The following is a 12,850-nucleotide window of genomic DNA, read 5'->3' as shown; positions in this document are numbered from 1 at the left end:
CAGGACGCGGGTGAAGCGATGGGGTGTTGGGTTCGGGTCGGGAATCGGTGTTGCACGGTTCAAAGAGGGCACTCCAGGCTCAGTCCGTGGTTCGCATGAGATTCCTGTGAAGCTATGCGTTTGTTCTCAGGCTGGACAGTCCGCTCTTTGGGGGACTTCCCTCGTCCGGGGGACGGAACCTGTTAAGTTGCACACCTGTGTGCACGTTATTACGATGGGGTGCGTGACCACCACCGAGCAGCCCTCCCGCGCGCCCCGCCGCGACGCCACGGAGAACCGGGCAGCCCTCCTCGACGCGGCGAAGACCTGCCTGCAGCAGGACCCGGATGCCTCGATCGAGACGATCGCCGCCTCCGCCGGCCTCTCGCGTCGTGCGGTGTACGGACACTTCCCCTCGCGCGACGACCTGGTGCGCGAGGTCGTGACCGCCGGCGCCGCCCGGATCGCCGCCGCCATGCCCACCACCTCGGACCTGCAGGAGCTCCCGCCGGCCGCACGCCTCGCCGCCATCGCCGTGACGCTCTGGAGCGAGGTGTCGCACGTCCGCTCGATGGCCCGGGTCGCCGTGCGCAGCCCCTTCGCCGAACCCGTCGCCGAGGTGTTCGCCCCGTTGCGCTCGCAGGTGCGCCAGGCGTGCGCGCTCGGGATCGCCGACGGCGCCATGCGGGACGACGTCGACCCCGAGACCCTCGGCCGTCTGGTCGAGGGCGCGTGCATCGCCGTCCTCGACGAGGCAACCCGTTCCGGCACGAGCGACGAGGACGGACGGCGCATGGTGGTGGTGTCGGCGCTGGGCATGGCCGGCATCGACTGGCGCACCGCGCTGCTCTCCGAACCCGCTGCTCCCGCTCCCGCCCCGAAGGACCACGCATGACGCTCGAACTCGACCACGTCAGCATCGGCGAGGAGCCCGGCGCGCCCCTGCCCGTCGTCTCCGCCGTCGCCGCCCCCGGACGCCCGGGGGTCCTCGCCGTCGAGACCGAGCAGGCACCCGTGCTCGCGTCACTCGTCGCCGGTGGCCGCATGCAGCCCGACACCGGCCGCCTGCTGCTCGACGGCCACGAGGACCCGGCAGCCGTCCGGCGCGCGTTCGCCCTGGTCGACACCCCCGGGGTCGCCGAGCCCTTCCCCGTCATGACCCTCAAGCAGATCGTGCGCGAGGAGCTCGCGTTCGCCGGGCAGCGCCCGAACCGCGAGCACGTCGACACCGTGCTCGACGAGCTCGGACTGCGGGACTACGTCGACACCGCCGTGCAGCGGGTGCCGACCGCCGTGCGCATCCGACTGCTCGTCGAACTCGCCCTGCTCCGCGACGGTGTGACCGGCATCGTGATCACCTCGCCCGAGCGGCACGGCGGCGCCGTCGAGGACTGGTTCCAGGTGGTCCGCGACGTCGCACGACGGGGCGTGACCGTGGTCCTCGTGACCTCGAAGGCCGCCGCCACGACCGTCGAGCACCTGCTCGACACGATCGACACGCACGACGACGTCGCGACGCAAGACGACGTCGCGACGCACGTGACGCCCCAGACCGAGGACCCCGAGGACGTGGCCCGAACCGACGGAACCGAGCCGGGCCTCCCGGCCGCTCCTTCCGTCACCGAAGCATCCGCAACCGTCCCGACGGAGGCACAGAAGTGACCACCACCTCGCTCGTCCGCGCAGAACTCGCGCGGCTCACCGCGACCCCGCTCGCACGCCTGGCGTTCATCGCGCTGATGATCGTGCCGCTGCTGTACGGCGGCGCCTACCTGTGGGCGAACCGCGACCCCTACGCGAAGCTCGACCAGATCCCCGCCGCGATCGTGAACCTCGACGCCGGCGCCACGCTGGACGGCGAGCACGTCGACTACGGCAAGGACGTCACGAAGGAGGCCATCGACGGCGCCGACTTCAAGTGGGAGAAGACGAGCGCCGCCGATGCCCGCTCCGGCGTCCGGAACGGCACCTACGACTTCGTCGTCACCATCCCGCACGACTTCTCCGAGCACCTGGTGTCCGCGCAGTCCGACGACCCGACGCAGGCGAAGCTCGTCATGACGACGGCCGACACGAACTCGTACCTGGCCTCGACCATCGCCGAGCAGGCGGGCAAGACCATGCGCACCGCCGTCGCCGAGCGCGTCGGCAAGCAGGCGGCGAAGACCCTGCTCGTCGGGCTCGCCGACGTGCGGGACAGCCTCGGCGACGCCGTCGACGGGGCCGATGAACTCGCGTCCGGAACCGCCAAGGCGGACTCGGGCGCGCACCAGCTCGCCGACGGCACCGGCAAGCTGTCGTCCGGTGCGGCGGAGCTCGCGTCCGGCACGGCCGACCTGCCGTCGCAGACCCAGCAGCTGAACAGCGGGGCGCAGCAGGTGGCGTCGGGGGCGTCGACCCTGGCGTCCGGGCTGGCCAGCGCGCAGCAGCAGACGGCTGCGCTGCCGTCGCAGACGCAGCAGTTGAACAGCGGGGCGCAGCAGGTCGCGGCCGGCAACAAGCAGCTCGCCGACACGGTCGACTCGTACAGCGCCGACGTCGATTCGCTCCGACCCCTCGACGCAGAGACCGTGATCTCGGGCATCACCGACAACCTGCCCGAGGGTGTCGAGCTCACCGAGGAACAGCAGGCTGCCCTGCGGTCGACCGTCACCGACGCCGTCACCCGGGTCAACACCGCCGGTGCCTCCGCGAAGAGCACCTACGAAACAACGAAGTCCTCGGTGGACAAGCTCCGTGACGGCTCCGCACAGGTCGCGGCCGGCACGTCGTCGCTCGCCTCCGCGGCGCCGACGCTCGCGTCCGGCATCTCCTCGGCGGCGAACGGGGCATCCACGCTCGCATCGGGGGCAGCCCAGGTGGCGGACGGCACGTCGAAGCTGGCCTCGGCCGCTCCAACGCTGTCATCCGGTGCGTCGCAGCTCGCGACCGGTGCGAAGACCGCCGACCAGGGCGCGTCATCACTCGCGTCAGGGCTCGACAAGCTCACGACCGGGTCGTCGAAGCTCGCGTCGTCGCTCGACGAGGGCCGCACGAAGATCCCGGCGTCGAACGCCTCGGAGCGTGAGTCGCAGGCCTCGGTCATCTCCGACCCGGTCAAGGTCGGGGACGACAACGTCGCCGCCGCGTCGAACTACGGTGCCGGTCTCGCGCCGTTCTTCATCTCGCTCGCCGCCTGGATCGGCATGTACGCGCTGTTCCTCATCCTCAAGCCGATCTCCAAGCGTGCGATCACGGCGGTGCGGAAGCCCCTCGCGGTGGTGTTCGGCGGCTGGCTGACCCCGGCGCTCCTCGGCCTGGTGCAGATGGTGGCGCTGTTCTTCATCGTGCGCTTCGCCCTCGACCTGAACGTGGTGCACGTCGGCGGCACGATCGGCATCATGGTGCTGGCCTCGGCGACCTTCGCGGCGATCATCATGGCGCTCAACGTGCTGCTCGGATCGGTCGGGCAGTTCCTCGGCCTGGTGCTCATGCTCGTGCAGCTCGTCACCGCCGGCGGGACGTTCCCGTGGCAGACGCTGCCGGGGCCGTTGGCGGCGCTGCACTTCGCGTTGCCGATGACGTACTCGGTCGACGCGATCCGGCAGACGATGTACGGCGGGAACCTCGGCGCCGCGTGGTCCGACGCGGGCGTGCTGCTCTGCTGGCTGCTCGGGGCGCTCCTGGTGTCCTTCGTGGTCACGGCGCGGCAGACCCGTTCCCGCACGCTGCGCGACCTGCGCCCGAGCCTGATCGGGTAGCGCCGGGCACGGGCGGGGCGGGCGCGGGCGCAGGCGCGGCACGCTTCGTGAGCAGAAGAGGTCGGGTGACATCAGGTCACCCGACCTCTTCTGCTCACGAAGTGCGTTCGCCGAGCGGCTGGTGCACCATCCCACCGCCGAGGGTGCGCAGGTCGTCGGTCGGCAGGGCAGCACGGGCGTCCGCGTCGAGGACAGCGGAGGCGTCGTCGAGGGGGTGGAACCCGATGCGCTCCCCGGCGGACAGGTCGGCCGGCGACCCGGTGTTCCGCGACAGGGCCCAGACCACGTGGTGCCCGGGATCGCGGAGCGCCACGGTCGCGAGCACCAGTCGCGTCAGGTCGTCGGGCGAAGTCCACATGAGCAGCCCCCGGGTCGTCGGCGGCAGCGCCCCGAACGCACCGATCCGCGCGGACACGATCGACATCTCGTACCGATCGGCGAACAGGCTGCCGAGCAGTTCCATCGCCGCCTTCGTCACGCCGTAGTACGTGTCCGGACGGGGCAGCCGGTCGCCGGGCACGCTCCCCGGCTGGTCGAGGGGTTCGGGCACCAGCCCCACCGCGTGGATCGAGCTGGCCTGCACCACCCGGAGCACCCCGGCGGCGGCCGCCCGTTCGAGCACGTTCTTCGTGCCGGTCAGGTTCGCCGCGATCAGGTCGTCCCAGGCAGCCTCGGTCGGGATGCCCGCCAGGTGCACCACGGTGTCGACCCCGGCGAGCGCATCGTCCAGCGCCGCCGGGTCGTTCACCGAACCGGGCATGAACCGTTCCCCGGCGACGATCGGATCGTGGGGCCGCTGTTCGTCGAGCAGCACGAGGTCGTGTCCCGCGGACCGCAGTCGAGGACGCAGGGCGCTCCCGATCCGACCCGCGGCTCCGGTGATGAGCAGCGTCGCCATGCCGCGGACGCTACCCCCGGCGCGCGAGCAGCGACCTCAGGTGTGCGACCGCGCCGAACGCCGGGGTGTCGAGGTCGGACTTCGTCCAGCGGACGACCGCCCAGCCGACTCGTTCCATCTCGCGGTAGCGGCGGAGGTCACGGCCCCACTGCTCGGCATCGGTCCGGTGGTGGTCACCCTCGTACTCGATGACGATGCGCTGCTCCGGGTAGGCCAGGTCGACACGGCCGACGAACCGACCGTCTTCGTCGAGCACGTCGACCTGCAGGTCGGGCTCGGGCAGCCCCGCGCGGACGATCGCCAGCCGTGCTCTGGTCTCCTGCGGCGACCCGGCACCCACCCGCACGAGCCCGAGCGCCACGCGCAGTCGTCGGACACCCGATCGCGCGCCCGCCAGGGCGACGGCGGCAGCGAGGTCGTCGATCGTCGTCCCGCACCGTCGTTCCGTGACGATGGCGTCCCCGAGTACGACGAGCTGGTCGACCGAGAGCACGGCACCGCAGTCCACCCACAGCGCCGCGGGCGTGCTCGTCGGCATCCCCCACCGCTCCGTCACCCGGGCACGGTCCGGTGTGATGCGGTGCCCGACGACCCCGCGGCGGCGCGGTTGTGCGATCGGCACGGGACTCGTGACGTGCACCGGTCCGTCGTCGGCGAACGGGACCGGCAGCTGCCAGAGGACCGCCGCCGAGACGTGACTGATGAACTGCCCGGGAACCAGGACCGGCCGGAACGCCCGGATCCGGTGGACCGGGTCGGGTGGACGGTCACGTGCCCATCGGATCGACCGGGTCGGCCGGATCAGGTCACGCCGTCGGAGTCGTTGTCGGGAGACGCCCGCGCGGTCGGCGGCACCGACGTCGAACGTGCGCCCGCGCAGCGGTGTCGGAAGTGGTCGTGCTCGCATGACCACCACGTTCGCGCCCCGCGCCCACCGCCCGCGCGCCGAACGCGACTTCTGTGCACAACGCACCCCGGGCCTCCCGTGTGGAGGACCAGCCACGCGCAGATCGTGAGCAGAAATGGTCGGGTCGCCGCCCCGCACCCGACCATTTCTGCTCACGAAGCGAAACCGCGACCCCACCACGACCCCGCCCGGCCCATGTCACGTCAACCGCTACGATCGACGCACGAGCCAACGGAGGTCGAACCGCATCATGGGAGACGGCAAGCCCGCGACCATCTACGACGTCGCCGCACGCGCCGGGGTCTCGAAGTCCCTCGTCTCCCTCGTGCTGCAGCGCTCCCCCCGGGTCAGCGACCAGCGCCGGGCCGCCGTGCTCAAGGCCATCCAGGAACTCGACTACCGCCCGTCCACCGCGGCCGTCTCCCTCGCCGGCACGCGCAGCCGCACGATCGGCGTGGTCCTCGACGACTTCCGCAACCAGTGGTTCGTGGACCTGCTCACCGGCCTGCGCGAGAGCCTGCAGGACCAGGGACACCGGCTCGTGGTCGCCGACCGGTTCCTCAACACGGGGCTCGATGCCTCTCCGGTGGAGGGTTTCCTCTCGATGCGCGTCGAGGGCATCGTGATCGCTGGCGAGCCCACCACGGACCTCGCGATCCCGGCCTCGATGCCGCTCGTGATCGCCGGCGGCCGGGTCGCGATCCCCCGTGCCGACACCGTGGCGAACGACGACCACGCCGGTGGCGGCATCGCGGCGCAGCACCTGCTCGACCTCGGCCACACCCGCCTCGGGTTCGTCGGTGCGAGCTCGGCGGCCTCGGCCGAACGCCAGGCCGGGTTCGCGCAGGCCGCGGCGGCACGCGCGTCCGTCGTCACGACGGTGCTGCCGGGAGAACCCACCGAAGAGGCCGGTTCCCGCGCCCTCGGCATGCTCCTCGACGAGCACCCGGACGTCACCGCGGTCTTCGCCGCGAACGACGTGATGGCCCTCGGCGCCCTGTCCGAACTCGCCGAACGCGGGTTGCGCGTCCCCGAGGACGTCTCCGTCATCGGGTACGACGACACCCCGGTGGCCGCGATGCGCTACGTCGGCCTGACGAGCATCGACGACCGCAGCGTCGAGATCGGCCGCGGCGCCGGCGAGCGGCTGCTGGCCCGGATCGCCGATCCACGGATCGCCGCCACGGAACTCCTCGTCGAACCCCGTCTGGTCGCGCGCCGCACCACCGCCGCGCGCTGACGGCACCCCGGCCGGGAGGCCCGTCCTGCCTCCGCCCCGCCCGCTTCGTGAGCAGAAATGGTCGGGTTCAGGGCCCGTGCCCGACCTTTTCTGCTCACGAAGTCGCGCCGGGCAACTCCGCGTGCTGGACGACCCAGCTGTGCATGACGATCGCCGCGGCGGCCGACGCGTTGATGCTCCGCGTCGACCCGAACTGCGTGATCTCCAGGTGTGCGTCGGCACCGGCGACCGCGTGCTCGGTGAGCCCGGGGCCCTCCTGCCCGAACAGGAACACGCAGCGCTCCGGGATCGTCGCGGTCTCGATGCGCCCGGCACCGGGGGTGTTGTCGATGGCGACGACGGGACGCTGTTCCTCGGCCATCGCGGCGAGGAACGCCTCGACGTCGGGGTGGTACCGGACGTGCTGGTACCGGTCGGTGACCATCGCCCCGCGCTTGTTCCACCGGCGTCGTCCGATGATGTGCACGGTGCCGGCCAGGAAGGCGTTGGCGCTCCGCACGATCGACCCGATGTTCAGGTCGTGCTGCCAGTTCTCGATCGCCACGTCGAACGCGTGCCGGCGGGTGTCGAGCTCGGCGACGATCGCGTCCATCGACCAGTACCGGTAGCGGTCGAGCACGTTCCGGGAGTCCCCCGCGGCCAGCAGCTCGGGGTCGAGCCGCGGGTCGTCGGGCCAGGGTTCCGGGTGCGGCCCCACCCCGTTGGTCGTCAGCTCGTGCGACGGTTCGGGCGCTGTGGTCACCCGACCAGCGTACGGCCGAGGTCAGGCGGTGTGGTCCGGGTGGTCGATGCGCGACTCGATGCCGGCGATCAGGATGTCGAGGCCGAGCGCGAACCGGTCGTCGTAGGAGTGCTCGCCGAGGATCTCGCCCACCAGCCGGTGCCGCTCGGGGCGTCCGGCCTCGGAGTCCCCGCGCCCGACCTGCACCCCGGCGTGCCCGACCACGAAGTCGTAGACGACGAAGAAGGCGTACATCGCCTCGGCCGGCGGCAGTCCGGCGTCCTGCAGGGCACCGACGACCTTCGCCACGACGGCGTCGGACTCGGTCGAGGCGAGCGGGGCGCGCTGGCTGTGCGACTCCAGCACGAGCGGGTGGGTGCGCATCAGGTCGCGGAACGTCGTGGCGAAGGTGCGGACGACGGCGTGCCACTCGTCCGGCCAGACGAAGGTCGCGGTGAACTCGTCGACGGTGCGGCGGACGAGTTCGGCGTGCAGGTCGTCGAGGCCGCCGATGGTCCGGTGCACGGTCATCGGGGCGACGCCGAGCCGCACGCCCAGTGCCCGGAAGGACAGGCGGTCGAGGCCGTCCTCGTTCGCGATGGTCGTGGCGGCGTCGATCACCTGCTCGCGGGACAGCACGTTGGGGCGGCCCCGGCGTCGTCGCGGCGTCACCTCGAGCTCCGTCTCCGACACCGGGGTGGGTCGGGGCGCGGTGGACGGGGTTCCGGGTTCGACGAGCACGAGGGGGCCTCCTTGATTCGGTACGTGTCCCGAAAAGCGTAGGGCAAAAGCCGACCGCGGTTCGGTGTCTCGACCATCTCGGGTCTGGCAGCAGCGCGCAAGAGCCGCTCCGGGCCTCCCGGCCCTTTCTGAGCGGACCGTCAGTGGGGCCGCGGCGACTGCCTCGCCGCGGCCCCACTGCTCAGCGCTGGCTCGATCCGCGGGTGCGACGTCTGCGCGCCGCGAGGAGGCCACCCAGGGCCAGGAGCAGCACCGCTGTCACCGCCGCCAGTCCGAGTCCATCGGCTCCGGTGAACGCCAGTCCGCCGCGTGCCGGGCCGCGGGATCCGTCGCCGGTTCCCGCCGCCTCCGCGTCGTCACGGGTGCCGGGTGTTCCCGAAGACCCGGCGCTCCCGGCGTTCCCGGGATGTCCGGGCGTGCCGGGCACTCCCGGGCCACCTGGCGTCACCGGCGGTCCGGTCGGTGTCTCCGTTGCGGGCAGGAGCCCCGCGTCGACGGTGCGGTCCTGTTCGATGTGCTCGAGCTGGCCCTCGTCGGAACGGGTCGCGGCGAGTTCGACGGGGGCGGTCACGCCGGAGGCGTCGGCGTCGGAGTCGATCGCGCGGTCGTCGCCGACGAGCTCCTTCGTGAACTCCCGACCGTCCGGTGCCGTCCAGTGCACGCTGTACGAGCCGGGGCGCAGGTCGTCGAAGGTGTACTCGCCGTCACCGTTCGTGGTGGTGGTCCGGCGCACGGCTTCGCCGCGGTCGTCCGAGCCGGTGAGGCGGACCGAGACGTCCGCGACGCCGGCTTCGTCGTCGTCCTGCAGACCGTCGCCGTTCTCGTCGGACCACACGAAGTCGCCGATCGAACCGGCGACGACCGTGACCGTCGCCGGGTTGGACTGGACCGGCAGCGCGAGGTTCGAGGCGCGGAGGCCGAACCGGTTCGTGTACGCGTCACCGTCGCGCTGGCCAACCGTCGCGACCACGACCCGGTGCGTCACGGTCTCACCCACGCCCACGGGGGCCGTCCGCAGGATGCGCGCCGCCGTGACGTCCGCGAGCCCGGCCGGGCACCCCCCGGTGCCGAACGCCGACGCCGAGCACCAGGTGGTGGCGCCACCGCCCTGGTTCGACGGGTCAGCGGCGTCGAGCACGACGTCGCGCGGGTCGCGGCTCGTGTAGCGGACGCGCTCACCGGCTGCCTCGGCGACCGCGATGGGCTCGGCGAGTCCGACCGTGCCGTGGAAGGTGGAGTTGCGGGTGTCCCCCCGGTACGGAAGGACGTCGATGACGTCCAGGCCGTCGATCGGGGTGGCGTCGAGGTTCGTGTACCCGAGGTCCCACTCCAGGTGGTCCCCCGAGACGACGACCGGTTCGACGGCGGTCTTCTCGACGCCGACCCCGCCGGCTGCGACGACCTGGACGGCGCGCTCGGCGTTGCGGAAGGCCTGCGGCGACTTGTCCGTCGGCGACGCGATGTCCGTCGTGTTGGTGATCGCCCCCGCCGGCGCGAGCTTCGAGACCGCGGCGGTGTACGTGATCGGGTCGATCGCCTGGTTCGGCCGGACCGCTGCCGTCCAGGTGAGACGCTGGACGTCGTTGCCGTCGTCGTCCTTCGTGGTGTCGATCTCCGGCACCTCGGAGGCGCTGCCGGCGACGTACGTCACGTGGTTCGGCAGCACGTCCCGAACCGTCACGGAGGTCTCCTTCCCCGTGGTGTTGCCGTTCGTGAGCGACGGGTACAGGGCGTAGTCGACGGTGTCGCCGGCAACGGTGAAGGTGGTCTCGTCGGGGGTGTCGGCCGCGTCGTGGCCGGGGTCGACGACCTTCTTCTGGATCCGGGCGAGGTTCTCGGTGAGGATGACACTGTCGGACAGGGGACCGGCACCGAGGTCCGCGTCGGACCAGACGTCGTGCACCCAGCGCTCTGAGCGGTCACCGAACCACGTGTGACCGAAGTCGTAGACCCGCGTGCCGTCGGCGGCGTCCTCGGTGGTGACGTAGCTGTACAGCGTGCCGGTGTCGCCGCCACGGATGTCGCCGGTCGCGCGGACCGCGCCGACGGCGTCGAGGCCGCCGGGGACGTCTTCCGGCTCGTCGTACCAGGGGCCGTCACCGTCGTCGCACGTTGCCTTCTGGCCGGCTGCCGGAGACGTCATGTCGTACGCGGCGTACTGCACGTTCGCGTCGGTGATCCCGCTGGTCCATGCCGCGGTCTTGCTGCCTCCGACGCGGGTGACACGCTGGGTGTCGCGGTCGAACGTGTCGCAGAGGATCACGTTCTCGTACGGGGAGAGGCCGTCGTTCCAGGCGCCGACGTCGCTTCGGAGCAGCGTTCCGGGCGTGGCCCACGGGTCGCCTTGCTTCGCGGATCCGTCTTCGACGACCCTGCCGTTGTCGATGACCCGGTGGAACTGCTTCTGCGTTCCGCCGGGTGCGTACTCGATGACGTTGCGCTTCGCGGAGTTGTCTCCGGTGGGCTCGCTGCCGCCGGGGAAGTTCGACGCACCGCTGACCGAGGTGGTCTGGAGCGGGGTGAACGTGTTGATCGACTCGACCGAAGTGGCGACCGGGGGGTTGGGCATCCACAGGCTGATGTACCCGCTGACGAAGTACGACTTGACGCCACCCGTGATCGGGCCGCCGGAGAGGTTCTTCGAGGGGATACGCGTCGGGTCGGTGACCGTGTCGGTGATCGCGACATCGACGTCCTGCCCTGGAGCGGTCTGGGTGCAGCTGAACGTTCCGGAGTCGGTGACGGCTGCGTCCCCGCCGCCCTTGCCTCCGGGGAGGCCGCTCATGCGCCAGTCGTTGCTGGCGTTCGGGCCGCAGACCGGGTTGCCGCCGTTCCACAGCACGGCATCGGAGGGCACGTCGCCGAGGATCTCGGAGAGGTCGTCCGTGAACGTCATCGGGCCGACGCTCTTCTCGAACCCGAGGAGCCCCTGTCCGGGCACGAGCGGCTGCCAGTCCACGGCGATCGGGTAGATCAACTGCAGCCCCTCGGTCCGTCCGTCAGGGCCGGTGACCCCGGTTCGGAGCAGCGAGCCGTGGACGTTCTTGCTGAGGTTGTAGCGGGCGGCCGCGGAGACGGTGATGGGTTCGGCGGTGGCCTCGACGGGGCCGTTCTCGGCCTCGTCCGCCGTCGCGGTCACCTGGACGGCGATCGTGTCGCCGTTCTGCAGGTCACCCGAGACGTCGAGGACGATCGGCACGAAGACCGCCCTGCCCTCTCCGAGCGTGCCGATGTTGCAGGTCAGCACGCCCCCCGAGATCGTCGAACCCGGACCGTCACAGATGGTCGGGACCCCCGCCCACGACGTGCCGGCGGGAGCGGTCACGCTGAAGCGTTCGTTCGTGCTGGTGCCGTCGTTCGAGTTGAGGGAGACGCGGTACGTGACCGCGTCCATCGTGCGGACGATGCCGTTCTTCTCGCTCGCGTCGCCACCAGCGCCGTCCGTCGGGGTGAAGGGGCCGTTGCCGTCCTCCGTGACGTCGATCGCGACGGCGACCGTGCTCTGCGTCGCGGCGGATGCGGTGGCGCCAGGTGCCTCCGGCTCGTTCGCCACCGCCGGGGCGGTCGGCAGGGCAAGACCGAGGACGACGCCAGCGGTGGCCAGCGACGACACGGCGATGCGCGCTCTACTTCGAGATCGCATGGGTCTCCTTGTTCTCGCGAGAGTGATGTCCCGCAGATCGTGGGGACGAGGACCGCCCCGACCGGCAGCGTAGTCATACATTGGATGTCACAACACTTATTCATGTTCCGCATATCGCGGATGGTGATTGCCGAGCATCAGGACGATGGGCGCGATGATCCGCGCAGTAAGGTGAGGCCCATGGCGACCCGAGACGACGTCGAGTGCTGGCTGACCGACATGGACGGCGTGCTCGTCCACGAGAACCAGGCGCTCCCCGGCGCCCCGGAACTCATCCAGCAGTGGCTCGACGACGGCACCGAGTTCCTCGTGCTGACGAACAACTCGATCTTCACGCCGCGGGACCTCAGCGCCCGGCTCCGGGGCTCGGGGCTGCACGTGCCCGAGGAGCGGATCTGGACGAGTGCGCTCGCGACCGCCGACTTCTGCAAGTCGCAGATGCCCGGCGGCTCGGCGTTCGTCATCGGCGAGGCCGGCATGACGACCGCCCTGCACGAGGCCGGGTTCATCATGACCGAGACCGCTCCCGACTACGTCGTCGTCGGCGAGACCCGCAACTACTCGTTCGAGGCGATCACCAAGGCCGTCCGGCTCATCCGCGACGGCGCCAGGTTCATCGTGACGAACCCCGACGCCACCGGCCCGAGCGCCGAGGGGGTCCTGCCGGCGACCGGCGCGATCGCGGCGATGATCGAGAAGGCCACTGGCAAGCAGCCCTACGTGGTGGGCAAGCCGAACCCGATGATGTTCCGCTCCGCGATGAACCGGATCGGGGCGCACTCCGAGAACACCGGCATGATCGGCGACCGCATGGACACCGACGTGCAGGCCGGCATCGAGGCAGGGCTGCACACCGTGCTCGTGATGACAGGCATCAGCGACCAGGCGGAGATCGACCGGTACCCGTTCCGCCCGAGCGAGGTCATCTCCGGCGTGCACGAGCTCGTGCGCACCGAGCCCTTCGAGGTCGAGCTCTAGCGC

At 71.2% G+C, this 12,850-nt stretch carries 10 protein-coding genes; 5 read left to right on the top strand and 5 right to left on the bottom strand.

What is annotated here, in order from left to right; translation table 11 throughout:
* Positions 1-223: 223 nt before the first annotated feature.
* The 3 genes from ABRP24_RS06705 to ABRP24_RS06695 are packed head-to-tail and all read left to right on the top strand — an operon-like array spanning position 224 to position 3,719.
* A complete protein-coding gene (locus tag ABRP24_RS06705) occupies positions 224-874 on the top strand; it encodes a TetR/AcrR family transcriptional regulator (protein WP_232750375.1) in 651 nt (216 codons plus the stop codon).
* Positions 871-1,641 (top strand): hypothetical protein, encoded by a 771-nt coding sequence (locus ABRP24_RS06700; RefSeq protein WP_349847132.1) that lies wholly within the window; start codon positions 871-873, stop codon positions 1,639-1,641. Before ABRP24_RS06705 ends, ABRP24_RS06700 begins: the two co-directional genes overlap by 4 nt.
* Positions 1,638-3,719 carry a YhgE/Pip domain-containing protein gene (locus tag ABRP24_RS06695; RefSeq protein ID WP_349847134.1) on the top strand — a complete coding sequence of 694 codons (2,082 nt, stop codon included), beginning with the start codon at positions 1,638-1,640 and terminating at the stop codon, positions 3,717-3,719. The genes ABRP24_RS06700 and ABRP24_RS06695 overlap by 4 nt, the downstream gene beginning before the upstream one ends.
* A gap of 94 nt (positions 3,720-3,813) precedes the next feature.
* Here the strand turns inward: ABRP24_RS06695 and ABRP24_RS06690 are convergent, their stop codons facing one another.
* A complete protein-coding gene (locus tag ABRP24_RS06690) occupies positions 3,814-4,617 on the bottom strand; it encodes an NAD(P)-dependent oxidoreductase (RefSeq protein WP_349847136.1) in 804 nt (267 codons plus the stop codon).
* A 10-nt stretch (positions 4,618-4,627) separates the two neighbouring features.
* Positions 4,628-5,524 (bottom strand): endonuclease domain-containing protein, encoded by an 897-nt coding sequence (locus ABRP24_RS06685; RefSeq protein ID WP_301602765.1) that lies wholly within the window; start codon positions 5,522-5,524, stop codon positions 4,628-4,630.
* Positions 5,525-5,774: 250 nt separating this feature from the next.
* On the opposite strand from ABRP24_RS06685, the gene ABRP24_RS06680 reads away from it, so the two are divergent.
* Positions 5,775-6,764: a LacI family DNA-binding transcriptional regulator gene (locus ABRP24_RS06680; protein WP_027464994.1), complete on the top strand. Its 990-nt coding sequence runs from the start codon at positions 5,775-5,777 to the stop codon at positions 6,762-6,764.
* 94 nt (positions 6,765-6,858) lie between these two features.
* Here ABRP24_RS06680 and ABRP24_RS06675 read toward each other — a convergent pair whose 3' ends face one another.
* The 3 genes from ABRP24_RS06675 to ABRP24_RS06665 form a co-directional block, all read right to left on the bottom strand.
* On the bottom strand, positions 6,859-7,506 hold the full coding sequence (locus tag ABRP24_RS06675; protein ID WP_349847139.1) for a TrmH family RNA methyltransferase: 648 nt from the start codon (positions 7,504-7,506) through the stop codon (positions 6,859-6,861).
* Between the two features lie 21 nt (positions 7,507-7,527).
* Positions 7,528-8,226 (bottom strand): TetR/AcrR family transcriptional regulator C-terminal domain-containing protein, encoded by a 699-nt coding sequence (locus ABRP24_RS06670; protein ID WP_214527494.1) that lies wholly within the window; start codon positions 8,224-8,226, stop codon positions 7,528-7,530.
* Between the two features lie 181 nt (positions 8,227-8,407).
* Complete coding sequence (locus ABRP24_RS06665; protein WP_349847142.1) at positions 8,408-11,869, bottom strand: SdrD B-like domain-containing protein; 3,462 nt, start codon at positions 11,867-11,869, stop codon at positions 8,408-8,410.
* Positions 11,870-12,049: 180 nt separating this feature from the next.
* Here ABRP24_RS06665 and ABRP24_RS06660 point away from each other — a divergent pair, with 180 nt between their 5' ends.
* Positions 12,050-12,847, top strand: a complete 798-nt coding sequence (locus ABRP24_RS06660; RefSeq protein WP_017886329.1) for an HAD-IIA family hydrolase — start codon at positions 12,050-12,052, stop codon at positions 12,845-12,847.
* Positions 12,848-12,850 lie beyond the last annotated feature (3 nt).

Source organism: Curtobacterium sp. WHRI 8282, from assembly GCF_040223925.2.
GTDB lineage: Bacteria > Actinomycetota > Actinomycetes > Actinomycetales > Microbacteriaceae > Curtobacterium > Curtobacterium flaccumfaciens.
Note: the sequence above shows the minus strand (reverse complement) of the source record. Positions and strands in the feature narration are given on the sequence as shown.